This is a genomic window from Streptomyces roseicoloratus (genome assembly GCF_004117935.1).
Classification (GTDB): Bacteria; Actinomycetota; Actinomycetes; order Streptomycetales; family Streptomycetaceae; genus Streptomyces; species Streptomyces roseicoloratus.
On record NZ_SDOY01000149.1, the window covers coordinates 1 to 22,843 of the forward strand.

Below are 22,843 nucleotides of genomic sequence, written 5' to 3' on the forward strand. Positions count from 1 at the left end.
TCCCCCAGCAAAAAAGGAGCGGGCTCGCTTCGCGAGCCAGCCCTGGCGCTGCGCGCCAGGGCCTGGCGGTCTGCGCTGCGCTTCAACCGCCTAGGGTGCTGCGCACCCTGACGGTGTGCCACGCTTCGCGCGGCCCACTTGCGGGCCTGACGGCCCGGCAGCAGCGGGGGTGGGCTGGGTCTTCGTCTCTTTTTCTGCAGGCGGCCGGGGGTTAGAGGTGGTGGGACTCATCGTAGAGCCTGTGGTGCCACCACTGTTCGCCGGAACTCCATGGCCGGCGGTGAGCAAGGGGGTCTGGGAGGGTCCTGCGGTACAGCTCCTCGTCCAGTACCGCTACCAGCGCCGCCAGTTCCTGGCGCGCTCGGTGAGGGAGACGGGCGAGGACCAGCTCGATCAGGTCCCGCGCGATGGCTATGTCTTCCGTCAGGGCGCACTCGTAGCAGCCGCATACGGTCGCGGTCAGGTATAGATAGCGGCCTGGACGGGCGAGGAACCACCGGTAGCACCGCAACGCCGTCTGCGTGTCACCAGGCAGCAGGCCTTTGTCCAGGCGCTGGAACTCCACGCGGTGGATCGCGGCTACCGTGCGACTGGACAACCCGCTGATACGAGCCGGCCGCGGCACAGCCGGAGGAGCGTGCCTCCACAGGGCGGCCGCGCGGTACATGTGACGGGGTGTTGTGTTCTGCACGCGAAGCGCGCCGGGCCGCTTACGCGGCATGAGCCTTTCGGGTGACGGTCATACGAAGATCATGGCATGTTCCCGAGGAACATCAAAGGGGTTCTGGCAGGTGCAGTTGGCACCGTGCATCAGAATATGATGCAGCATGTAGAGATGGCGAAAATGGGGGATGCCCGCAGGAGACTCCCTATCTGTCACCGATCGGCCGATCTGCTCGGTACCCATCGAATCCGTGCAGCCACACCTTGAGTCAGAGCTCCGCAGGCAGGCGTTCGCTCGCCCCGGGCTCTGCGCAGAGCACCCAGGCTTCCGCCTCACCCGACCACCGAGGACAGTACCGTGACCACTGCTCAGCCCCAGGGACCGCAGGCACTCGGCAAAGATGCGACTGAAGGGCTTAGCCGCAGAGCGAAACATTTTGTCCAGTGTGATGGCTATTGGACCGGACGTTGCGATGTGGAGCAGTACCGGACTCGGTGGATGAAGCACGCGGGATCCCTGCGGCTCAGATCAACCGCGTGGCTGCTTTCGAGGCGGTCTGGGGCGGCCTGGCCCTTCCTCCTTCTCCTCACTATGACGGGGGGCCGCGGGCGCTCCATGGGGGTGTGCCTGGGGGGCCTGATCCTGACTGGCACTTCGAAGCTGGCATGCCGTGTACGGCTCTTCCCTACTCGTTCGTGATCGGCCCGAACGGCGAGTTCGGTCTGCACGCCGGAAAGTGGGTGCCCTTGCATGCCAGTATCGAGGGCTGGGTGGAATCCCTGGCTCTGGCGGACCATGCCCGTAGGTGGGCTCGCACGACCACGAGGCTGACGGGTGCTGCCGTGGACGAGCTTGAGTTTGAGGGGTTCGAGGTCGTACCGGAGGTGGCCGGCCTTGCGGACACCTGGTGGCGTGGGACCGACTCGCTGGTTGCCGTTTACCGAGGCGAAGCCGAAGTCATGGACGCACCTCAATGTCTCACCGGTACCGTCTACGGCGGACTCGACGAATGGGGACTCAGGGCCTCGGCGCATAGACGCCACCCGAAACTCCATGCCGTCTCCCGATCCTCCACCGCGCAGGAATGAAAACCGTCATGCAGAGAATCTCTCTCAGGGAACACCAGGTCGATCAGAAGTCGGCATTCCGTAAGTGGGTGGGATTCCCTGCAAGATCGTCTGTGCCTCCGGAGGGGGCGCGTGCGATGGGAGTGTCCGCGACCGGGTCCGGGAAAACCATCACGACCGCCATGAGCGCTCTGGAGTGCTTCCCGGACGGACGGATCCTCGTCATGGTCCCCACCCTGGACCTGATCGTGCAGAGCGCGCAGTCCTGGCGCCGGGTCGGGCACCGGGCGCCGATGGTCGCGGTCTGCTCGGTGGACAAGGACGAGGTCCTGGAGCAGCTCGGGGTGCGCACCACCACCAATCCGATCCAGCTTGCGCTGTGGGCGGGGGGCGGGCCGGTGGTCGTGTTCGCCACGTACGCCTCGCTGGTGGACCGCGAGGACCCCGCCGATGTCACTGGTCGTCGGACTGTCCCTGGGCCGTTGGAGTCGGCTCTGGCGGGCGGGGAGCGGCTGTACGGGCAGCGGATGGCTCGGTTCGATCTCGCTGTTCTGGACGAGGCACACATGACCGCCGGGGACATGGGCCGGCCGTGGGCGGCAATTCACGACAACAGCCGGATCCCTGTCGACTTCCGGCTCTACCTGACCGCCACCCCGCGGGTCCTCGCCGCGCCTCGGCCGCAGCGCGGGCGGGGCGGGCGGGAGGTGCTCATCGCGTCGATGGAGGATGACTCCCACACGTACGGCACCCGGATTTTTGATCTTGGGCTGGCGGAGGCGGTAGAACGATCGGTCCTCGCCGGTTTCGAGATCGACGTGCTCGAGATCCGTGACCCGGACCCGATCCTCGGCCTGTCCGAGGACGCGCTGCGCGGCCGGCGCATGGCCCTGCTCCAGGCGGCGCTGCTGGAGCACGCGGCGCAGCGGAATGTGCACACCACCATGGTGTTCCACCAGCGGGTCGAGGAGGCGGCCGCGTTCGCCGAGCAGATGCCGCGCACAGCCGCCGAGCTGTACACCGCTGAGGCCTCCGAGGCGGCGCTGGCCGAGGCGGAGGAGCTGCCCGCGGCGTCGATCGACGCCGGGCTGTACGAGCTCGAGGAGGGCCGTCACGTGCCGCCGGAGCGGGTGTGGGCGGCCTGGCTGTGCGGGGACCATCCCATCGCGCACCGGCGTGAAGTGATCCACCAGTTCGCCAACGGCATCGACGCCCAGAACCGACGCGTACACCGGGCGTTCCTGTCCTCAGTGCGCGCCCTCGGGGTCGGGGTCGACATCACCGGACTGCGCGGGGTGGAAGCCGTGTGCATCGTCGGCTCGCGCAGCTCCCAGGTCGACATCGTGCAGAACATCGGGCGCGCCCTGCGGCCCAACCCGGACGGCACGACCAAGATTGCGCGGATCATCATCCCCGTCTTTCTGCAGCCCGGGGAAGACCCCAAGGGCATGGTTGCCTCGGCCAGCTACCAGCCCCTGGTCGACATCCTCCAAGCCCTGCGCTCGCACTCGGAACGCATGGTCGACCAGCTTGCCTCCCGCGCCCTGACCCGCGGTACCGAAAGGCGGCGTATCCACGTCCGGTCTGCCTCCGCGGCCGGCCCGGAAAACAGGGACCTGTCCGTGGAGGCCAGCGAGGAGCAGCAGGGGGTCGATCGGGTCACTGCGGTCGTGGTCAACTTCGCCTCACCCCGCGACGCCGCCGACATCGCAGCCCTCACCCGCTGCCGCGTCATCCGCCCCCAGTCCCTGGTCTGGCTGGAGGGCTACCAGGCCCTCCTTCGCTGGCGGAAGGAGAACGAGATCACCGGCCTGCACGCCGTCCCCTATGACATCGAGATCGAGGTCGGGACGACGAAGGCCTTTCCGCTTGGCCGATGGGTGCACCAGCAGCGGAAATCACTGCGGGCCGGTGAACTCGATCCTCACCGCAAGGACCTCCTCGACGAGGCCGGGATGGTGTGGGAGCCCGGCGAGGAAGCCTGGGAGGACAAACTCGCCGAGCTGCGGTCGTACCGGCGGGCCACCGGGCACCTCGCCCCGAGGCAGGACGCCGTCTGGGGAGACGCTGAAGGCGAGCTGGTCCCGGTCGGGCAGCACATGGCCAACCTCCGCCGCAAAGGCGGCCTCGGCAAGGACCCGCAGCGTGCGGAGACCCGGGCCGCGCAACTCGCGGAGATCGACCCGGACTGGAACTGCCCCTGGCCCCTGGACTGGCAACGTCACTACAAGGTGCTCGCCGACCTCGTCGACGCTGACGGTGTCCTGCCGGCCATCGCACCCGGAGTGCTGTTCGAGGGTGACGACCTCGGACGATGGCTCACGCGGCAAAGAGAAGCGGGGACCTGGACGCAACTCTCCGCCGAGCAGCAGGAACGGCTGTCCAGGCTGGGCATCAAGCCCGTTGAGGCGCCGTCTCGCGCCCCGGCGGCCAGGGGTGCGACGAAGGGCCAGAGCAAGGCGCAGCAAGCCTTTCAGCGCGGCCTCACTGCCCTCACACAGTGGATCGAGCAGGTGGGCACGGGTCGACCGGTCCCGCGCGGCACGGTCATCGAGATCGCGGTCGACGGCGACACGGAGCCGGTGATCGTGAAGCTGGGCGTATGGGTCTCGAACACCAAATCGAGGCGGGACAGACTCACCCAGGAGCAGCTGAACGCGCTGCGGGAACTGGGCGTGGACTGGGCCTGACTCGGTCTGGCGCTGAGCCGCAGCGCGCGACAGCCCGGGCCTCGATGACCTGGGCCGCGATGACCTGGGCTGTCGAGCTTGTACCCGCTCCGGTTTCGGAGGTGACGGCAGTTTGGATGGCTTCCTCGGGGGGCGGAGCTTATGGAGCGGAGCCAGTAACTGGTCGAGGAACCCGCTCGGCATGAGCTTGGCAGCCTGTCGATCCACGAACTCAGCTCCGCCAAACCGGTACACCTCGTACCCCTGAAGACGAATCCGTCGGTCTTCTCGGACCATGTCGGCGTATAGGTCGGGTGCGGCCTTCCCGTGACGCGAGTAGTGCTCCTTCCCGTCCGGCTCGAGAACGTATCGGCGATCGCCGGGAGCGAGCATCAGGAAGTCCATCCGCTGCCGCGTCAGCGCCTTGCCTTCCGCCCGTTGGTTCCGCTGATGTTGCGTCAAGGGGTCGTCATGGAGATAGACCTGTGGCAACAGAGCAGGACAGTCGCCGAAGCCTCGCTGCATCGCGTGATCCCAGTAGGTGTCGAGCAACAGCTGCTCCGGGGCGTTGAGTGCTCCCTCAGCCGCTTCAGAAGCGCCTGCAGCCTGAGGTGCTCAGACGTCCCGTAGATGCCGTCCTGGAGGTGCCTCCACTTGCTGAGTTCGCTCCGGGTGAGGCCTGAGGCTCCCACTGGACGGTCGTACAGCAGGCAGTGGTCCTTGTTCTTCGTGATCTCGATGACACCACCTGCGATGTCTCCCCGGACGATCTCTGGCTTCAGCGCGGCGGCCGAAGACGAGGTTGCGCAGCTCGCCGCGCAGCCCACGAAAGCCTTCGGTGAAGGTGGTCTGCTCGCGTCGTTCCAGCGCTGCGTGTGCTGGGGCGACCCTGGTCAGGTCAGTTACTGGGGCTAAGGCCCTGGTCAGGTCAGTTGCTGGGGTCATTCTTGTGCTCCACCCGGAACGAGTAGTAGCCCTGCTTGTCGTAAAAGGGGACCTCGAACTCGATACCGAGGCGGCGCAGAAGGGCCTTGAGACACCGTATGGCCGCTCCCGTCTCCGAGTTGTCCATCAGTCCGTCGTGCTCAGGGTCCTGGGGCAAGTCGTCGATCAGCAGGTCGATGAGAGCGTGCGCAGCCTCTTCGTCACCGCCGGCGGTCGAGGCGGTGCGAAGCTCGTTGATGGCCGCGCGGCTCAACCTCGTGTATGAGTGGTTGTCACGCTGGACAGTTTCAAGGAAGAGTTCCTGCGGCGCTCTGTCCCCCTCAGCCCTCGTCCGGCAGAGCCCGAACGCCGGAATGATGATCTCGCAGGCCACTGACATCGAGCAGGAACTTTTGAAGGCTTTGCGTTGCGGTGGCGGGCGCAGATCGACGGTACCTGTGGCAGGTCCGGCTCTGTGCGTGTGTCAGCCGTGGCAGAACCTGGCTTCGGTCTAGCGCGCCTGTCAGGGCCGGTGCTCCCGCTCAAAGATCGGACCGTTCGCCTGGGCGCTGCACCTGGTTGCCACGCCCTGACCTTGATCACCAGGTATGTGGGGCCGGTATCGTGCGCAGGGTTGCCAGGTCGATCCTGTGCTGGTGGTGAAGTCAGCATCCACGCCGCCCCCGTCCCAACCTCTCTCCCGCCGATGGCCGCCCTGCGGTCGTCGGCGGCGTCGTGACCAGAACCGTGCGACCCCTATCAGCCTCGGGCTGACAGCGCCACTCGAGATGGGCCGGCGGGTGGGCGGTCAATGAGTCTGGTGAGGAAGCTGGCGAGCAGCGGCTGGGCGCGGTCCCGGTCGCGGAGCTCGTCGTGGCCGAAGCGGAACACCTCGTAGCCGCGGAGCTTTAGGTCGCGGTCCCCGGCCATGGTCGCAGCGTATTTCGCGCTGTCGGGTTCGGTGCCTTCGTTGCGGGTGTAGTGCTGCATGCCGTTGATAAAAGTTTCTGAAATCGGTTCTGACCGCGCTTCCGGGAAAGCTCAGGTCAACGAGGGGAACGAGGGATCGTTTCGGCAGAGTGTTTCCTGGCGTGGTAAGCAAGACGGCCGATGCTGTGCTGTTTCCCGGGATCGATGTGCGAGTGGAACGCGTGAACGACTCCTCCGACGTCCTGGCGGTGGAGGCGGTGTCGACGGCTCGTCCGGGCCGGTGCCCGGACTGCCGGGAAGCAGGCGAGACGTAGACACAGCACGTACCAACGCACCTTGGACGAGCGGCCGTTGGGCTCGCGCCGGGTCATAGTCCGGTTGCGGGTCCGCCGATTCTTCTGGGATCGGAAGAGTTTGTTCCCTCAAGACGTTCGTCGAGCAGGTGCCTGGCCTGTCCGAGCGGCACCGCCGCTCCAGCACTGGGCTGACGGGCTGGCTGCGGTCGATCGAGCTCGGCGGCCGTCCGGCCGCGCGGTTGTGCCGCCGGCTGCGGCTGGTCGCGGGCCGGACCCGGCTGCTCAGGCTGTTGACGGCGCCGACGGTGCCGGACCGTGCGCCGCGGGTGCTGGGGGTGGATGAGTTCGCCTTCCGCAAGGGCTGCACCTACGGGACCGTGCTGGTCGATGTCGAGGCCGGCCGGGTCGTGGACGTGCTGCCCGACCGCACCTCGGAGACGTTCGCGGCGTGGCTCACCGAGCATCCTGGAGCCGAGATCATCTGCCGGGACCGGGCCAGCGCCTATACCAAGGCGGTCAAGGAAGCCGCCTCTCATGCCCTGGAAGTCGCTGATCGTTGGCATTTGCTTCAGAACCTGTCCGCCGCGGTGGAGAAACCCTGCCACCAGCACCGCGACTGCCTGCGCAAACGTGCCGAGGAGGAGACGGTGACCGAGGTGCCCGAGGTGGCTCCGATGCTGTTACCGCCCGCGGAACTGCCGCGCACCCAGATCATCGAGCGCACCCGTCACCGCTACGAGGACATCTACCGCCTGCTGGAGAAACGCTGGACTATCAGCGCCATCGCCCGCCGTCTGAACCTCGACCGCAAGACCGTGCGCCGCTGCCGCGACACCGACCTCGACGAACTGCTGGCCTCCGCCCGCGACCGCCGCCCCAACGGCGTCCTGGAGCCGTTCAAGGCGTACCTCAACACTCGCTTCACCGAAGCCCAAGACCAGGTCAGCGGCACACGCCTGTTCCTGGAGATCCAGGGTCGCGACTACCGCAGGAGCCGCCAGGTCGTGCGCAAACACCTCGCCGCCCTCCGCGCCGGCACCGCCGAACCCGTCCGGACCGACATCCCCAGCCCTCGCAAGATCACCTCGTGGATCATGCGACCAAGGGAGACGCTCACCGAAAGCCAGGACGAGCGACTCCTCCAAGTCCGGCTCGCATGCCCGGACATCACCCGGGCCTGCGATCTCGCCCAGGCCTTCTCCGACCTGGTCCGCCACCAGCGCCGATACCTGCTGCTGGAGTGGATCCGTCAGGCCGAGCAAGACGCACCGAAGCCCATGAAGGGCTTCGCCGGCTTCCTCCGCCAGGACCTCGACGCCGTCACCGCCGGCCTCACCCTCCCCTGGAGTTCCGGCGTCGTCAAAGGACACGTGAACCGGGTGAAAACGCTCAAGCGAGCCATGTATGGCCGAGCCTCGTTCGAACTCCTGCGGACCCGCATCCTCATCCAGTCATGAGGCTCCGAGAGCTGGGCATACAGTCAGGACCCATGAAGTCGCCACAACCCACGGATCCGCAAGCCGAGGCCGCACAAGGCCGTATCGCTCTATGGCTTGACCCGGAGGACTTGCGCTGGCTGGCGCAGCACTGCTGTTGCGCCGACGACGCAACCGACGAAGTCAAGGACCGCTGCGGACGGCTCCGCTTCCGGGCTAGTGCAGCCCTGCACAAGCGTCAGCACTCGGCATGAGGACGTAGGCCGTCACGGAACTGCGGCCAGAGCCCTGAAATCGGCCAGGGACGCTCTTCCCTCCACTTCGTTGCAGTTTGAAGTGAGTGGGGAGACTGGGGAGTGAAGAGCGCGTGTGAGGGCCCGGCGACCGAAGGTCGCCGGGCCCTGTTGACCGGTGACGGTCAGGTGAAGTCGTTGCCCGCGGTGCTCACGGAGTGCGCCGCAGGGAGGTGATCTCGGGAACTCTGCCGGCGATGGTGGGGCGGGGCTGCTTCCGGGGTGGCCAGCAGGGCGACTATGGTGACGGGCTGGTCGCAGTGCGGGCAGTTCCGGACGGCGGTGGGGGTCAGGGCCTGCTCCTGTCGAGCAGAGCCGACTGCGGCCGTCGGAGTCTGGCGGGGCTGCTGTTCGCCGAGTCGGATGGCCCGCAGTCCGTCGCGTTCCTGGTTGGGCTGTTTCTCTGCGTCGCGGCGGCAGTTGGGCGAGCAGTAGATCTGCCGCAGGCGGAGGTTGGCGGTGAAGACGCCCTGGCAGACGCGGCTCCCGCCGGCGGCTCGCGCCCGCGTCGCCGCCGGCCCCGGGCGCGGACGGTGCTGCTCCGCTCGGGACGACCAGTCCGGGCCCAGCCGGAGCCGGCGGTGGGCCGGATGCCGAACGGACCGAACTCCTCGAACGCGAACACGCGGTCCGGGAAGTGCTCCAGGACGTGCACGATGCGGTCGAGCTTGGCGTCACGTTCGCGGTCTGGGGACTCCTTCCAGGTCTTGGTGCGCTGGAAGGTGATGCCCCGGCGGGCGAGTAGGCAACGTAACGCCTCGCGGCCGATCCGGATGACGCGGGCCGTGCACTTTCCGCAGGTAGGCCACGAGCTTGCGAATAGACCAGCGCATGAAGGGCTGGCCGAGCTTGGCCGGGCGGGTGATGGCCGTCCTGACGACAAAGTCTTCGTCGTCAGGACTGAGAAGGCGGGGACGGCCTCCCGCCCACCGAGGGTCCAAGCAGGCCAGACCGATCTCGTTGAACCGATGGATCACGTCGCGGACAGTGTCCTCGTCGGCATGTACCAGTTGCGCGATCACCGGGACCCGATTCCCACCGGCCGAGGCCAGCACCATCATCACACGTCGAAACCGCACCAAAATGGTGCTTCCTCAGCGCACGATCTGCTGCAGGTCCGCTGTCCGTGCTGGTCGCGACCATGGCGAAGGGCGCCCGTTGGCCAGTGTGCGAAGACAAACCTGGACGCCCTGCTGACGGCACCGTACGTGTTCATCGACGACCATGTGACGCCTTGTCGCCGGATCGGGCGACCCCCGAAACTCACGGACGCCGAACTGCCGTGCCAGGCGGTCGCCCAGGTCCTTCTCGGGTTTCCCCCCGCCCGGCACTGCACCCGCTTCGCCCACGCCCAGCCCACGCCCAGCCCGCGCACCTGCTCCCCTACCTGCCCGGCAACCCGCCTCCAACAAGCGACTCAACGCCGCCGGACCACCGATCAGCCACATCAACGAGGCACTGGCCCCGCAGGTGCCGGCCTGGAACGACGACCCGCAGCTGATCAACCCCACACCGACCCCCACCCGGCCGGCCCCGAGACCGTCAAACGCTCCGGAGCGGTCCGTCGCGTCGCAGCCCGGTGGCTACCTTCCGTAGAGGAACGCCCGTGCGGGGACGAAGACTTCGTGACCTTTCGGGAAGCGGACCCGTACGCCGTCTCGCGTCCACTGCACCGACTCCACCCCCTGCCGGCCCAGCGCCGCGTCGACGTCGAGCCAGTGCCCGTAAGCGGGAGTGGGCTGTCTGCCGATGAACAACCGGAACGTGTCGCTCCCGGACAAGGTGCTGCGACGGACCAGGGCCAGGTGGTGCGGTGCCTGGTCAGGGTAGATCAGCGAAGGCGGCGGAGCACTGCGGTAGGTCACCTCGTCCTGTGGCCAGCGCAGAACGGTGACCAGGCAGCCGGTCATGACGATGCCGCACACCAGGCCCAGCAGAGCCGGCCCCTTCCAGGGCCTACGACGGGGGCCGGACTGTTGGGGGTCCAGTGTGGTCACGGGCATGCGGACGGCGACCTCCATGATCGGTGCGACTAGCCTGCCCCAGGCAATGGGCACACCCGAAGGACGCAGCGTGCCGGGAAGAGGATTGCCGGGCTGGCTTGACGCGGCGATCATGTCACCCGCGCCTACGTGGTGAACAGGCCCGGCCACACCCGGACACACGCAGATCAGGGCCGTACACGCGGCAGTGACGGCCGCGCCCGGCGAGCCCGCCGTGCACGGAGGCCCGTGCGCCGGCCCCCGCAGCTGACCGGCACACGAGGAAGCACGTCGTACCCGTGGGCCCGGCTTCCCCGGGCACAGCGGTGTAAACGGGCGTGAGAAGCTGGCGATCCTGTCCCAGTCCTGGCGGGCGGCATAGCGGAATGATTTCCGCAGCAGGTAGACCGCGCAGGTCTGCACGACCGGCTTCGGCCAAAGCGGCCCGCCGCTTCGGGCAGGCCCTTCGGCGCGTCGCAGACGAGCATCAGGACGTCGTCACGCCGCGATTATTGATCTTGGTGAGAATGGGCATCCAATGCTTGGCGCCTTCGCCGCCGTCGCCGGCCCCGGATTCCGGGGATCTCACGCCGGCCCTCGGTCGTGCAGGCCCGCGTCACCCTCGGCCCGCCCGCGACGGACCCGCTTTGTGCTCCATGGGACGGGAGATGCCCATTCCCGCGGGCACATCCACCACGGGACGGCCCGCCAGGACACGTCCGACCAGGATCCGTCTGCCGTCGAACGGTCAGCCCGGCATTACGGTGGGACACGAAGACCTCCGTGTGCGGAATGGAGCCTGGGCACCTCCACACACCGGAGGTCTACGCCATGATCAAGACCTGTCGGCGTTGACGATGTTCGTGATCAGCACGCCCAAGGAGCAGCGAGACTGTCGGCTCAGCGGGCGTGGGGTGTGCTGTATCCCGGAGACCTCTGGGCAGGATCAAAGGCCGGCGGGCCGGGGAAGTCGTGGTCGATCTGGGTCTCCGATCCGGGCTCGATGTCGTCACGCAACACCGTGACCTGCGACGTCGCCGCCTCGTCCGGAAGTGTCGCGTGCACCCAGCGGCGAAATGAGGAGATCGGCACCTGCAGCTTGCGCTCGTCACGCCGCCGCTGGTGGTCGTCGAGACGGTCACCGTCCCGGGGAACCACTCCTTGATCAGCTTCGACCAGTCCGCCTCGCTCGTCGGCGGCCCGCCCGGACTGATCCCGGACGCCTCAGCCGGGCCAGGCACGTCCTGACCGGCTTGCGGTCCACCCCCCGTCAGCTGGGGAGCCACACGCTCGCCCGGGGATGCTGTCGCGATGCGTCAGTCTGTCCTGCTGGCGCGCCACTCGAGTGCTTGCGGGGTCTCTGTGAACTCTATGAGGTGCTCTCCCGCGAAGCGTTCCAGTGCGGTGCGCACCTCGGCGGGGGTGACGTAGAAGAACTCTTTCCTGTTGTTGACGCGGTTGACGCGCCGGTCGGCGAACTCCTGGTGGAGGCGGGTTTCCAGGCCGACCGCATCCTTGCTGAAGATGAGTGCGTGGACGTCGAAGCGGAAGGGGACGGCGGCCCCGCTGAGCTCGTAGACGCGGTCGAGGGGTTCGAGGCGTCGGGTCATGCCGATCTTGACGATGCTGTCCCCGAAGGCGCCGATGTTGGAGACGACGTAGACGTAGCCGGTGCGTACGTTCGCTGCCCGCGCGTCGACGTCGTGGAGTGCCTGCTGGATCTCGGCGAGTTTGGCTTCCATGTCGCGTACCGCCTCGAGGTTGCCCTGGGCGCGCAGGCGTTCGAGGGCGGCTTCGTAGTGGTTGCGTTCCTTGTGCAGCTTCTCCCGTTCGCGGTCCAGCTCGCGTTGGGCGGCTGCCTCTTCGCGTTCGCGGGCTCTTGTCTCGCGCTGGGCTTCCTTCTCCTCGTCCTTCTTCTGCAGGAAGTCGGCGGTCAGCTGCAGTTCGCGGACGCGGGCGTCGTGGTAGGCGTCGGAGATGCGGATGTGCATGGTGGCGCCGAGTCTGGCGATGGTCTCCCGGCTCTTGTAGAGGCGGTCGACCAGTGAGGTGAGGCGGTGGGGGCGCATGGTGCGTACGGCGTAGTCGGCTTCGGCGTTGTAGGCGCGGAGCATCAGTTTGGAGAAGTCGCGGATCATCTTCCGGCCTTCTCGTGCGGAGCCGTTGACGGTCCAGTCCGTGGCTGCCAGGACTGCTTGGTTGTCGCGTGCGAGGGCTTTGATCTCCGTCTTCAGGCAGTCCAGGCGGCTGCGGTAGGCGACGGCGTCGTGGAGCTGGTGATGGTAGGCGTAGATTCCGGCCTGTTGCAGCAGGACCGTCTCGTCGGTGGTGACGATCTGCGTGCGCAGTTCGGTCAGGCGGCTCTCTGCCTGGTAGATCTCACCGCGATGCCGCTCGGCTTCCTTACGGGCCTTCTCGGTGTCCCTGGCGATCTGCTTGGCGTCGGCCCTGATGTCTTTGACGACCTGGCGGGCTTCCTCGACGATCGCTTCGGCCTGTGCCTGTGACTGGGTCAGCAGGTGGGCCGCTTCCTGGCGTGTGCGCGCCATCAGTCCTGCGACCTGGGCGGCGTCCGCGCCGTGGGTCTGTGCGATCCAGGTCCTCAGCTCTTCGAGCTCACTTGCCTCATCTCGTCGTCGGCGGCCGAACCAGCCTCTCTTCCGGCTGCCGGGGGCCTCGGACCGAGGCATGTACTGGTGGGGAACGGCGCCGTTCACCGGACCGGCTTCGGAAGGCCCGGCCAGCCACAACTGCCAGCCCGGCGGAGGGGGCGGCCACGAGGGATCAGGCTGCCAGCCGGCCGGAGGAACCCAGCCTTGAGGCACTGGCCAGTTCGGCGGCGGGTTGAACCGATAATCGCTCACGCTCACTCGTGCACTCCCCCACCCTGGCACCGCTCAGCGACACACCCTGGCCAGCTCGCACGATCATGCCGCGCAGACTCCCGAACCGACGGACGATCACCAAGATCGGCGCAAAACGAACCCTGACCGGTCCACCGGACGCCACAACCACAGACCGCGACAAGCAAGCCGGCCTGCCCGCTCCTCCGACAGGCCGTGACCTTCCGCCCCCACCGGCCCGGCCCACCGGTCCCCGCGCTGGCCGCCGGCATCTGGCGCAACTGGACCACCGGCGCCTCAGTCACACGGTCCCGCAACCCCTACGGCCCCTGAGAACATCCGACTCATTCATCTAGCCTCGGCATCATGATCGTATGGCTCAACGGCACCCACGGCGCGGGGAAGACGACGACCAGCGCTCTCGTGCAGCAATTACTTCCGAATTCAAGGGTGTTCGACGCCGAGAAGGTCGGCGAGACACTCATGGACATCACACCAGGACTGCCCCCGACGGACAACTTCCAGCACTGGCCCCCGTGGCGGCCCCTCGTGGTCGAGACCGCCCGGCGTGTCCTCGAGTACACGGGCGGCACGCTGGTGATACCCATGACCGTCCTGGTCGAGCAGTACTGGCGCGAGATCACCACGGGACTCGCCGAGCATTCCCTTCCGGTCCGGCACTTCGTCCTCCACGCCGACCAGGACACCCTCCGCGCCCGTATCGCCGGCGACACCGTCACCGGCCCCGACTCCCCCTTCCGGCTCCAGTACCTCAAGCCCTACGCCGAAGCGGCCCGCACCTGGCTGCATGCCGAGGCCGAGGTCGTCGACACCACGTACCTCACCCCCGCCCAGGCAGCTCGGCACATCGCAGAAGCCCTCAAGAGGTGACAGGACGAGCTTTTGGTGTGCGGTTCCGCTGGAGGGCCACCAGCAGGTCCACGGACGGACACCGGACTCCCGGCCCGCGTTGGGCTTGCACACCGGTTGCCCGCCGGCAGCTTCAGTGCTCGGACGGGAAGGTCCGCCCGGGCAGTTGCGCTCGGCCCGCCGGACGGGTGGTGACGTCCGTTCCGACCGTGGATCGGTGGTGGCCGAGCCTGTTCGTGTGGTTCGCCCGTTGCCACGCCGGTCCCCGTCACCGCCGGCACCTCCCAGGCCCAGATCACAGGCGCCGTCTGCCGCACCTGCACCAGTGCCCCAGTACAGCGGGTGATGAACGAGCAGGGCACGTACGGCCACTGCCTGGCGAAGTGACCGCACCCTTCTGAGCAACGCCTCCAGGTCGCCGTACACGAACGCCTGCGCAAACTCATGACCGCGCCGCTGCTCCAGCACCGGCCACGAAGTCCACCTTGCCGTCACCGGGATCATGAATCAGCCAGGTTTCAGAGGCCTCCCCGAAGAGCCATCCAGGTCAGAGCCGAGCCGGGACCGGGACGGGACCGGTTTCGTACGGGACTGGCCCGCAGCGGCCCGTTCGTGTGGCCCAGCCGAACCGACGAGGGGCGAGCCACACTCATCTGGGACCTGCCCTGAGCGCTCCTTTGCATGCTGTAGCCGCTCGCGAACGGGTCGATGAAGGACGCGTCTCACCACGGCACCCACCTCCGCCTGCTGGTGGACCCGCCCCGGGGTGTTCCTGGCCGCCCGGGGCCGTCCTCCGGCTCGTCCGCGTCGGTGGATGCTGCCTGCGGTTCAGCGGGTCGCGGCCTCGTTGACCTCGCGGGAGGCCAACGCAGGGTGGCTGGTGTTCCGTCGCGGGACCGGGCGGTCGCGGGGGCGGTCTGGCCGGTCGGCGGCCAGGTCCAGCAGTGCCTGAACCCTGCGGGCGAAGGAGGGTCCGGGAAGGGGCAGTTCGCTGTCGGGCTGGCGCAGGTAGCCCACCGCAACGGCTGTGGGCATGTACTCCATCAGCTCGGTGACCACGGCGGACCGCGGCCGGCTGACATGCTGGGCCAGATTGCGCAGGACCCGCATGATCGTGGCGGTCGAGGCCTTGGCCTCGTGACGCAGAACGACCGGAGGGGCATCAGGCCAGCGCAGCGTGGTGCACACGGTACGGCTCACAGGCTTGTCCTCGCTGGTCTGGGTGTGCCACCAGCGGGCGGCGTGCGTCTCGCCGAGGGCCAGGTGATGGAGGTAGAGGCAGTAGGCGGCGCCCGGCTGGCCCGCGCCCGCGGCGTACTGCCACCAGAACCTGGCGGCATCGTCGGTGTCCGTCAGCTGCAGCACGCACGCCAGGACCAGGGCGCTGCCGGGTTCGGGTACCTGATCGGTGACGAAGGCGGAGACGGTGGTGGCGGGCGTGTGGCGGACCAGGGTCTCGCACAGGGCGCGCAAATCCTCGGCCGCGGCCTCCGAGACGGCGGGCCTCGGCGTCGGGGTGACGGGGTGCCGGGCTGCGGGCTCGGTGTCCCGGGGCGCGACGTCGTCTCGCGGCGCGGCGCGGTCGTGGACGAGGAGAGCCCTGGAGAGGATGTCGTCGAGCGTGGTCATGAGGCGGTTCCTCCGAAGTCGGGCAGCTCGATGGTGTCTTCCAGGAATCGTTCGGCGTGTCGTTCGTTGGACCGGACGGCGGCCAGGGGGATGCCGAGCAGGTCGGAGACCTTGGCGGGGGTGAAACCGCACAGGCGTCGCAGCACCATGACGTCGAGCTGGGTGTCGGGCAGGCGGCTCATCGCCGCGAACAGCTCCAGGCTCTCGGCCAGCTGCGCCATCTCGGCTTCGGGGGACGTCTTGTCGCGCAGGGCGACGGTGTCGAAGGCGGCCTCGGCGAGCAGGGGCCGGTGGTCGCGGTGATCGGCCTTCGCCTTGACCGTGGCCCGCAGGATGTTCCAGGCGTAGCGGCGGGTGTCAGGGCTCGCGAGGGCGTCACCGAAGGACAGCCACAGGATGGCGAAGGCGTCCTCGACCGCGGCGTCTCGGACTGCCGGGTCGGCCAGGAAGGCACCGGCGTAGCGGCGGTATCCGTCCTTGACCATCTCGCGCAGGGCTCCGTGCTCCAGGGGCGGGCCCGGCGGGGCGATGGCGACGGTCCTTGCGGTGGACCGGTTGATCCAGTCGCGGGTTTTCCGGGCGTCGAGGGCTGCCTGCTTCCACAGGTGGTGCAGCGGCCAGCCGGGGATGCCGAGCTCCTCGGCGAGGCGGTGGATGACCTCCCAGCGCGGGTAGTGACCGATGCCGCGCAGCAGCTCGGACAGTTTGGACTTGGCCAGCGGGATACACAGGCCCAGGTCGCTCAGGGTGCGTCCGCTGGTCAGATAGCGCTCACGCGTCGGCTCCAGCCAGGCACGGTGAGAACTGCCGACATCGGCCGCGATGGGACCCAGCTTGCGGCCCGGACGCAGCGGGAGCGGATCGGGGTCCGCTCCCGGGGTGGTGAAGGATGTCGTCACGGGGTGCCGTCCCCCTCGTCCGGCACCGCCTCGACGCGGTCTCGGGAGACCGGTGTGGTCTGCCGGCGGGCGCCGTGGAGGACCTGGGTCACTGTCAGGCCGAGGACCGGGGCGGCCACGGCTATCAGGGCCGCATGGCCCATCGCCGCCATCACCACGCTCCAGCCGAAGACGAGGACCGTCACCAGCGCCAGCGCCTTTGCTGTCGCTGCCTTCTTCATGTCCAAGATCGCTTCTCCTTGATGTGTCGCAGCCATCCGGAAGGCCACGCCGACAGAGCCCCTTCAACGCGCGGGTGCCGAACCGCAGTTGAGGGAGGATCAGCATGGACCGTTACCGGGCGGTCACGCGACGTGATCAAGGAATCGCGGAACATTAGAAGTCGCACAGCGGTCAGCCGAGCGACCCAAACGACCGTTCCCGTACACGAAGAAGCACATCAAGTAGCCCGTACGGGCGAAGTTCCCGGTTTTCCTTGCGTCCCCACCGGGGACCCCCTCATATGGAGACAGCACACCTTGGTGTCGCCCTTCCATCCGGAAGAGGCCCGGCCCCCGTGCCGAAGAAGGGGGACGTGCCGGCCCGTTCCCGCCCGGCCTGAGGCAGAGGCCGGGCGGGAACGGGGCCCCTCACGGGAAGAACGACCGTAGCGCAGGGCACCGACAGCACACCGATCACCGGGACGGCTCCGAGGCGCCCGTTCCCCTGGCCGGTCATGTCTCATGGGTGCTCGTCAGCAGCCCTCGCCGGCAGCCCTCGCCGGCATGGAGCGCGTGGGCGGGGGTGCGTGGGCGGGGGTGCGGACGGTGCCGCCGGCGCCTCGGTAGCCCTTGTCGGCCCGGCACAGGATGCCGGCTACGGTGATGGACCGGCCGCGAGCCGGACATATGGGTGGCCGCTGCAGAGACGGGCAAGGATCAGCAGCGCCTGCCGGCCGGCAGTCAGGCGCCGTCAGCGGGTGGCGAGCTCCCGGCGGCATGGACGGAGCTTGGGTGGCCTTATCCACAGCCGCTCATACGCCCATGGGGTACCGCTGCCGGCCCGGGGACGGGGACGTGTCAGCCGGGGGCCTGGCCAGAAGGCCGGACCCCCGGGATGGCGTCATGCTCTGTGCTCATCGGCGGTTTCACGATCGCAGTCGGGAGAAGCAGACCGGTCGTGCCGATCCGACGGGACAACGCGGTCGTACGCGACGGTCAGCGGTTCGTGATCAGTCCCGGCAGCCGGCCCGGTCAGCCACATTGCCGCCCAGCACGGCGTCCTGGACCGCGTCGCCATCCTCACGAGCGGGGGGCGCTGGTGGGTGACGGGTCAGCCGGCCGGACACACCGGTCGGGCCGACCTGCCCGGTAGGTAGGCCGTCCGTTCCTCGGGGGTCAGGTCTCGGCCGACGTTTCGGCAGATGTCGTCGCGTGCTGCATCGGGATTCGGCAGGGTGATGCTCCACACGCGGGCGGTGCTGTCCAGTCCGCCCGTCGCGAGCGTGCGGCCGTCTGGGCTGAAGGACAGCGCGTGCACGGCGTCGAGGTGCCCGAGCAGCGTGACCAGGGGCTTGCCGGTCCGGGTGTCCCAGAGCCGTGCGGCCATGTCCATGCCGCCGCTCGCGAGGGTCCGGCCGTCGGGGCTGAAGGCGACGGCGAAGACCTCGGCCGTGTGTCCGAGCAGTGTGCCACGGGTCGTGGCGGAGGCCACGTCCCAGATGCGGACCGTTCGATCGTGCCCGGTCGATGCGAGGGTGCGGCCGTCGGGTGCGAACGCCACCGCGTTCACCTGGTCGGTGTGGCCTTTCAGGTCCTTGAGCCTCCCGCCCGTGGCCGTGTCCCACAGCCGAACGGTCGTGTCGCCGGAGCCGGTGGCCACGGTACGGCCGTCGGGGCTGAAGCTGACGGAGATGACACCGGCCGTATGACCTTGCAGCGTCCTGGAGATCCCGCCCCTCCACACGTCCCACAGCAACACGATGCCGCCCGCGCCCCCGGTGGCAAGCATCGTGCCGTCCGGACTGAAGTCCATCAGCCGTTGACCGTGCGGGACCAGCGTTCCTGGATGGCTACCTGCTTCCGCTCAAGCTCGGCATCCATCACCCGGCTGGTGGCCGTCCCCGGAATCGTGAGCGACCGCCCGCGAACCCTGACGACTCGCAGATCACACAAAATCCTGCTCCGGATCACCCGCCGCCGCGTCTCGATACCGGCGACCTCGTTCCAAGGGATGACTCGCCTGCTGACGAAGGTGTGGAACTCCAATCCCCTTGCGGTCAGGAGGACCCTGCCATAGATCAGATTGACCGTGCCGACGAACGCGACCACAGCGAGGACTCCAAGGCCACTCACAAACCACCATTTGTTCGGTTCGTGCGTGGTCAGGACCATCACCACCATGACACCAGTGAGGGACAGCGTCACGAGGCCGTTCTGCCACCAAGCTCTCCGGCGGTCATCAGAGTTGAAGCCGATCCACACGTCAGGCATGTCCATGATGCTATCGACGTCCATTCGAATGATGACCGGCCTGGCTTGACGACTTACTGATCGTTTCAGAATGCCGCCCTGCGGAGACGCTGGCGGCCCATGGAACAATCCCCTTCAACCACGGGCTCAGGGGGATGACGCCGTATGGAACGGGTTGGGGATGCACGAGGGCTCGTGCTTGGTTACGTCGACGCTCTGAACGCAGTTGACGCGGCCATGAGGGCGGCGATCCCTTCGCTTGAGCGACTCGCAGATGTCCTCAGCCTGGTCCGTTCGCACCGAATCATCAACCGGAGTGGGCGGGTCGGCACCTACTCCTACTCGGTTCATGGGGCCGGGTGCCGCTTCGTCAGTGACGACGGCATCGAGGTCGATGTCGACTTCACACCCGACCGGAGCGAGACCTTCGACCTCTGGCGGCTGCGCTGGTACGGGCTGAGCCTGCCTGAACCTCTTGACGTCACAGATCAGGACCTGCGGACCGCCGTGCGGTCCCTTCAATCGCTTCTGACCGAGGTGCGACCGGGGTGGTTCAGTGTCGCTAAGGTCTGTCCCGCAAACGCGGGACGGGTTGCACCCAGGTGAGAGCCGGGATACCCGCGAGCCTCCAACAGGGCATCTGTGGCAGCCTGCCGACATGCCATGGGAACTCAAAGAGCACGCAGGTCGCCACTACGCCGTCGTATTCCACTACGCCTTGCCCGACGACGCCTGGGCCGTGGAACTGAGCGAAGCTAAGCCGGCATCGGTCGAGGGGGCCAAGAACCCCGACGCCGCGGTGACCCACTTGCCTGGCGCTGCCTTCCTGGTGACACATGTCCCGGACGAGGACCCGAATCTGCAACCGACCGTCCGAGTCTGGAGCCCTGACGAGCACGTCGTTCCCTACGAGGTCATGCGCTGGTACATGGAGCAGGTGGACGACCAGGTAGAACGCTGTCGCATTGCGTTCGAGCAGGGGGAACCTCAAGCAGTGGAATGATCACGCAGTGACTGGTGTGATCACGGCGTCGGAGCCTTCCTGGATAGCCCCGTTCTCCGGGCTGAGCCCGCGGCAGTTCGGGAAGCTGGTGACGGTGTGGCGGCGCGGGGGTGCGGACGCGGTCCGCAGGGGCCGGCCCTGGAGCCTTCCGCTGGAGGACAGGGCCCTGCTGGTCGCAGCCTACTGGCGCGCACGAACCTGACCATGCGGCAGCTCGCCCCGCCGTTCGGGGTGTCGAAGTCGGCGGCGGACCGGATCATCGACCATCTCGGGCCGCTACTCGCCCTCCAGCCCCGCAAGCGATTCGCCAAGGACGCCGTGCTCATCGTGGACGACACCCTAGTCCCCACCCGGGACCACACCATCGCCGAGCGGTCGAAGACATCTCATGTCGTCGGAGGTCAACTCAGTGTGTGGCAGTCTCACCTCCGACTCCAGTGGTCAGAGGTGAGGTGCCTCGTCTGTCGGAGCCACCCGATAACATCGCGACGCGTCGTAAGGCGGACACCAGAGAGCGTCGAATATGCAGATCGCCGGCATGGAGATTCGGGTGAATCATCCTGTTCTGGCGTTGGGGTCGACCGACTGGCTGCCGGTGTTGGAGCTGAGAGGAGAGGCCGCGGTCGGGTGTGACACTCATGTGGCAATCCGGGTTCAGGCTCAGGTTCGACTCATCAAGGTCCGGCTCTTCACCGATCCGCTCGACGAGGCGCCAAGGCCGGATCCTTCCTTTGCGACCGTCTTCGAGGGGCCGATCTCGTTGGCTGATGGACGGTTGGTCATCGGTGATGTCATGGGTGTGACGCGCTTCGTGAGCCTCATCGGTGAAGGGGGCAGGCGGCAAATCCGTGTTGCTGTTGATGAGCCTGGCTGGAGCGCGGCCGCAGTCGACATCTTCGTGGGCCCGCGGCTTTAGGCAGCGAGCGCGACGGGTGCGGCGAAGGCCCGTTCGGGGTCGTAGGGCATGCGGTTTCGCAGGCAGTGGTAGAGGCAGCCGAGCAGCTTGTTGAACAGGTTCCTGAGAGCTGCGGTATGGCGTTCTCCACCAGCTCTCCGTCGGTCGTAGTGGGCTCGTGGAGCCTGCGTTCGGAGGGCTGCAAAGGCCCACATGTGCCCGGCTGAGGCCAGTCGCTGGTTTTTAACGGTCCGGGCCACTACCACGTGGCTTCGACCGGAGGCTCGCGTCACGGGTGCCGCGCCGGCGTATGCCTTCATGGCTCTGGCGTCCGCGAAGCGTTCGCGGTCGTCTCCGATCTCGGCGAGGACGCGTGCCCCGGACAGCACAGACAGCCCCGGGAAGCTTGTGATGATGTCTGCGTCAGGGTGTGCGAGGAATGCCTCTTCCGTCGCCGCCGCGAGCTGAGTAACGCTGAGGCAGGCAGCGTCGACCTGTCGGACGAGCGCCACTGTCTGATGTCCCAGAGTCTTTTCGACCTGCGGCAGTTGCCGCAGGTAGTCGGCTCGGAAGATTGCCCGAAGCCGCTCGACTTCAGCTTCGATTCCGCAGCGTGGGCGCTCGCCCCGTTTGAGCAGCGCGCGCAACTGGCTGCGGGTCAGCCTGGCGGCGTCGGCCGGCGTGGGTGCGGCAGTCAGGATCACGCGGGTGAAGCTTCCCCTTGATCGTGGACACCTGGAGACTGGGATCTGAGGTTCCAGAGGAAGTAGCACCAGGTGGGAAGCAAGTACACGAAGCGGTACACCGAGGAGTTCAAGCGGGACGCGATCGCGCTCGTCGACTCCTCGGGCAAGACGGTCACCGCCGTCGCCCGGGAACTCGGCATCAGCTCCGAGTCCCTGCGCGGCTGGTACCGCCGGGCCAAGGCCGACCAGGGCGAGGGCGTCCCGGGCGAGCTGACCAGCGCGGAGCGTGAGGAACTCAAGCGGCTGCGGCGGGAGAACCGCGAACAGCAGCAGACGATCGAGATCCTGAAAAAAGCGACGGCCTTCTTCGTGAAGGAGAGCGACCGGTGACCATGTTGTACCGGTTGATCCATGCGGAGAAGGCGAACTACCCGATCGTGCTGTTGTGCCGGGTGCTGCACGTGACCCGCTCCTCCTACTACGCCTGGCGCGAGGGCGAGGCCGCCCGCCGAGAGCGCCAGGCCACCGACGACGCGCTCGCCCACGAGATCACCGTGCTCCACATCGCCTCCCGTCGCACCTACGGCGTCCCGCGCATCCACGCCGAGCTGCGGCGTCTGGGGCGGCGGGTGAACCGCAAGCGCATCGCCCGCGTCATGCGCGAGCGCGACATCCGCGGCGTCACCCGCCGCAAGCACCGCTCACTGACCCGGCCGGACAAGAAGGCGAAGCCGGCCCCGGACCTGATCGGCCGCGACTTCCACGCCGCGCGTCCCGGGATCAAGCTGGTCGGCGACATCACCTACCTGCCGACGGCCGAGGGCTGGCTCTACCTCGCCTGCTGGCTGGACCTGGCCACCCGCGAGGTCGTCGGCTACGCCATGGCCGACCACCACCGCGCCGAGCTCGTCGTCGACGCCCTCGACATGGCCTACGGCCGAGGCGGCCTGGAGCCGGGATGCGTGATCCACAGCGATCGCGGCAGCGAGTACACATCGACGCAATTCAGAGATCGAATACGGGAGTTGGGGCTGCGACAGAGCTGCGGACGCACCGGATCATGTTTCGACAACGCCGCGGCGGAGAGTTTCTGGGCCCTGCTCAAGGAAGAGATCGGAACCCGGACCTGGCCCGACCGGGCCACCGCCCGCGCCGAGGTCTTCACCTTCATCGAGACCTTCTACAACCGCCGCCGCCTACGCAAGCACAAGATCTTCGGCTACCTCACCCCGGCCGAGACCAGACAGCGGCACCAACACGCCCTCGCGGCATAACGAACGAGTGTCCGAGATCACGGGGAAACTTCA

At 67.7% G+C, this 22,843-nt stretch carries 20 protein-coding genes and 5 pseudogenes; 12 read left to right on the top strand and 13 right to left on the bottom strand.

Translation table 11 applies throughout. The features are described 5' to 3' along the window. The first annotated feature begins 1,359 nt into the window (after positions 1–1,359). From ESG85_RS36215 to ESG85_RS36220, 3 genes are all read left to right on the top strand, one after another. Positions 1,360–1,752: a hypothetical protein gene (locus ESG85_RS36215; RefSeq protein WP_246095274.1), complete on the top strand. Its 393-nt coding sequence runs from the start codon at positions 1,360–1,362 to the stop codon at positions 1,750–1,752. Continuing rightward, the gene (locus ESG85_RS25355) at positions 1,749–4,421 is read left to right on the top strand and encodes a DEAD/DEAH box helicase (protein WP_246095275.1); all 2,673 of its coding nucleotides are present in this window, start codon (positions 1,749–1,751) and stop codon (positions 4,419–4,421) included. The genes ESG85_RS36215 and ESG85_RS25355 overlap by 4 nt, the downstream gene beginning before the upstream one ends. Positions 4,422–5,120: 699 nt before the next feature. Next, complete coding sequence (locus ESG85_RS36220) at positions 5,121–5,315, top strand: hypothetical protein (protein WP_246095276.1); 195 nt, start codon at positions 5,121–5,123, stop codon at positions 5,313–5,315. Positions 5,316–5,328: 13 nt separating this feature from the next. On the opposite strand, the gene ESG85_RS36225 is transcribed toward ESG85_RS36220, so the two are convergent. After that, positions 5,329–5,718 carry a hypothetical protein gene (locus ESG85_RS36225; protein WP_246095277.1) on the bottom strand — a complete coding sequence of 130 codons (390 nt, stop codon included), beginning with the start codon at positions 5,716–5,718 and terminating at the stop codon, positions 5,329–5,331. Positions 5,719–6,083: 365 nt separating this feature from the next. Further along, positions 6,084–6,314 carry a hypothetical protein gene (locus ESG85_RS25365; protein WP_128983090.1) on the bottom strand — a complete coding sequence of 77 codons (231 nt, stop codon included), beginning with the start codon at positions 6,312–6,314 and terminating at the stop codon, positions 6,084–6,086. 343 nt (positions 6,315–6,657) lie between these two features. On the opposite strand from ESG85_RS25365, the gene ESG85_RS25370 reads away from it, so the two are divergent. After that, positions 6,658–8,007 (top strand): ISL3 family transposase, encoded by a 1,350-nt coding sequence (locus tag ESG85_RS25370; protein WP_128983092.1) that lies wholly within the window; start codon positions 6,658–6,660, stop codon positions 8,005–8,007. 813 nt (positions 8,008–8,820) lie between these two features. Here the strand turns inward: ESG85_RS25370 and ESG85_RS25380 are convergent. After that, a pseudogene (locus ESG85_RS25380) lies at positions 8,821–9,429 on the bottom strand (helix-turn-helix domain-containing protein); the annotation flags it as partial. A 31-nt stretch (positions 9,430–9,460) separates the two neighbouring features. On the opposite strand from ESG85_RS25380, the pseudogene ESG85_RS37025 reads away from it, so the two are divergent. Further along, positions 9,461–9,832, top strand: a pseudogene (locus ESG85_RS37025) (IS982 family transposase); the annotation flags it as partial. Positions 9,833–9,862: 30 nt separating this feature from the next. On the opposite strand, the gene ESG85_RS25390 reads toward ESG85_RS37025, so the two are convergent. The 4 genes and pseudogenes from ESG85_RS25390 to ESG85_RS25405 all read right to left on the bottom strand — a co-directional run bounded on the left by ESG85_RS25390 (position 9,863) and on the right by ESG85_RS25405 (position 12,810). Next, positions 9,863–10,282 (bottom strand): hypothetical protein, encoded by a 420-nt coding sequence (locus ESG85_RS25390; RefSeq protein WP_128983096.1) that lies wholly within the window; start codon positions 10,280–10,282, stop codon positions 9,863–9,865. Positions 10,283–10,559: 277 nt separating this feature from the next. Then, positions 10,560–10,911 (bottom strand): annotated as a pseudogene (locus ESG85_RS36230) (transposase); the annotation flags it as partial. Between the two features lie 250 nt (positions 10,912–11,161). Beyond that, a complete protein-coding gene (locus ESG85_RS36240) occupies positions 11,162–11,419 on the bottom strand; it encodes a hypothetical protein (protein WP_246095278.1) in 258 nt (85 codons plus the stop codon). Positions 11,420–11,577: 158 nt separating this feature from the next. Beyond that, positions 11,578–12,810: an SNIPE associated domain-containing protein gene (locus ESG85_RS25405; protein ID WP_246095279.1), complete on the bottom strand. Its 1,233-nt coding sequence runs from the start codon at positions 12,808–12,810 to the stop codon at positions 11,578–11,580. A gap of 660 nt (positions 12,811–13,470) precedes the next feature. On the opposite strand from ESG85_RS25405, the gene ESG85_RS25410 reads away from it, so the two are divergent. Then, positions 13,471–13,995, top strand: coding sequence for an AAA family ATPase (locus ESG85_RS25410; protein ID WP_128983100.1), 525 nt, complete (start codon positions 13,471–13,473; stop codon positions 13,993–13,995). An 807-nt stretch (positions 13,996–14,802) separates the two neighbouring features. Here the strand turns inward: ESG85_RS25410 and ESG85_RS25415 are convergent. The 5 genes from ESG85_RS25415 to ESG85_RS25435 form a co-directional block, all read right to left on the bottom strand. After that, the gene (locus tag ESG85_RS25415; protein ID WP_128983102.1) at positions 14,803–15,603 is read right to left on the bottom strand and encodes a hypothetical protein; all 801 of its coding nucleotides are present in this window, start codon (positions 15,601–15,603) and stop codon (positions 14,803–14,805) included. Beyond that, complete coding sequence (locus tag ESG85_RS25420; RefSeq protein ID WP_128983103.1) at positions 15,600–16,502, bottom strand: sigma-70 family RNA polymerase sigma factor; 903 nt, start codon at positions 16,500–16,502, stop codon at positions 15,600–15,602. The genes ESG85_RS25415 and ESG85_RS25420 overlap by 4 nt, the downstream gene beginning before the upstream one ends. Beyond that, complete coding sequence (locus ESG85_RS25425) at positions 16,499–16,729, bottom strand: hypothetical protein (protein WP_374050235.1); 231 nt, start codon at positions 16,727–16,729, stop codon at positions 16,499–16,501. The genes ESG85_RS25420 and ESG85_RS25425 overlap by 4 nt, the downstream gene beginning before the upstream one ends. Positions 16,730–17,813: 1,084 nt before the next feature. Next, on the bottom strand, positions 17,814–18,515 hold the full coding sequence (locus ESG85_RS25430) for a WD40 repeat domain-containing protein (protein ID WP_128983111.1): 702 nt from the start codon (positions 18,513–18,515) through the stop codon (positions 17,814–17,816). Beyond that, complete coding sequence (locus tag ESG85_RS25435) at positions 18,515–18,997, bottom strand: hypothetical protein (protein WP_246095281.1); 483 nt, start codon at positions 18,995–18,997, stop codon at positions 18,515–18,517. The genes ESG85_RS25430 and ESG85_RS25435 overlap by 1 nt, the downstream gene beginning before the upstream one ends. Before the next feature lie 120 nt (positions 18,998–19,117). Between ESG85_RS25435 and ESG85_RS37030 the strand changes: the two genes are divergently transcribed. From ESG85_RS37030 to ESG85_RS25455, 4 genes and pseudogenes are all read left to right on the top strand, one after another. Continuing rightward, entirely contained in the window at positions 19,118–19,558 is a 441-nt protein-coding gene (locus ESG85_RS37030; protein WP_128983113.1) for a DUF6896 domain-containing protein, read from the top strand. 52 nt (positions 19,559–19,610) lie between these two features. Further along, positions 19,611–19,955, top strand: coding sequence for a hypothetical protein (locus tag ESG85_RS25445; protein WP_128983115.1), 345 nt, complete (start codon positions 19,611–19,613; stop codon positions 19,953–19,955). A gap of 7 nt (positions 19,956–19,962) precedes the next feature. Continuing rightward, positions 19,963–20,336, top strand: a pseudogene (locus ESG85_RS25450) (transposase family protein); the annotation flags it as partial. Positions 20,337–20,478: 142 nt separating this feature from the next. Continuing rightward, positions 20,479–20,871 carry a hypothetical protein gene (locus ESG85_RS25455; RefSeq protein WP_128983117.1) on the top strand — a complete coding sequence of 131 codons (393 nt, stop codon included), beginning with the start codon at positions 20,479–20,481 and terminating at the stop codon, positions 20,869–20,871. Here ESG85_RS25455 and ESG85_RS25460 read toward each other — a convergent pair. Beyond that, a pseudogene (locus ESG85_RS25460) lies at positions 20,868–21,557 on the bottom strand (transposase); the annotation flags it as partial. The gene ESG85_RS25455 and the pseudogene ESG85_RS25460 overlap by 4 nt on opposite strands. Before the next feature lie 69 nt (positions 21,558–21,626). On the opposite strand from ESG85_RS25460, the gene ESG85_RS25465 reads away from it, so the two are divergent. Beyond that, positions 21,627–21,926, top strand: a complete 300-nt coding sequence (locus ESG85_RS25465; protein ID WP_128977975.1) for a transposase — start codon at positions 21,627–21,629, stop codon at positions 21,924–21,926. Positions 21,927–21,928: 2 nt separating this feature from the next. Further along, positions 21,929–22,810 (top strand): IS3 family transposase, encoded by an 882-nt coding sequence (locus tag ESG85_RS25470; protein ID WP_246094928.1) that lies wholly within the window; start codon positions 21,929–21,931, stop codon positions 22,808–22,810. Positions 22,811–22,843: the final 33 nt, after the last annotated feature.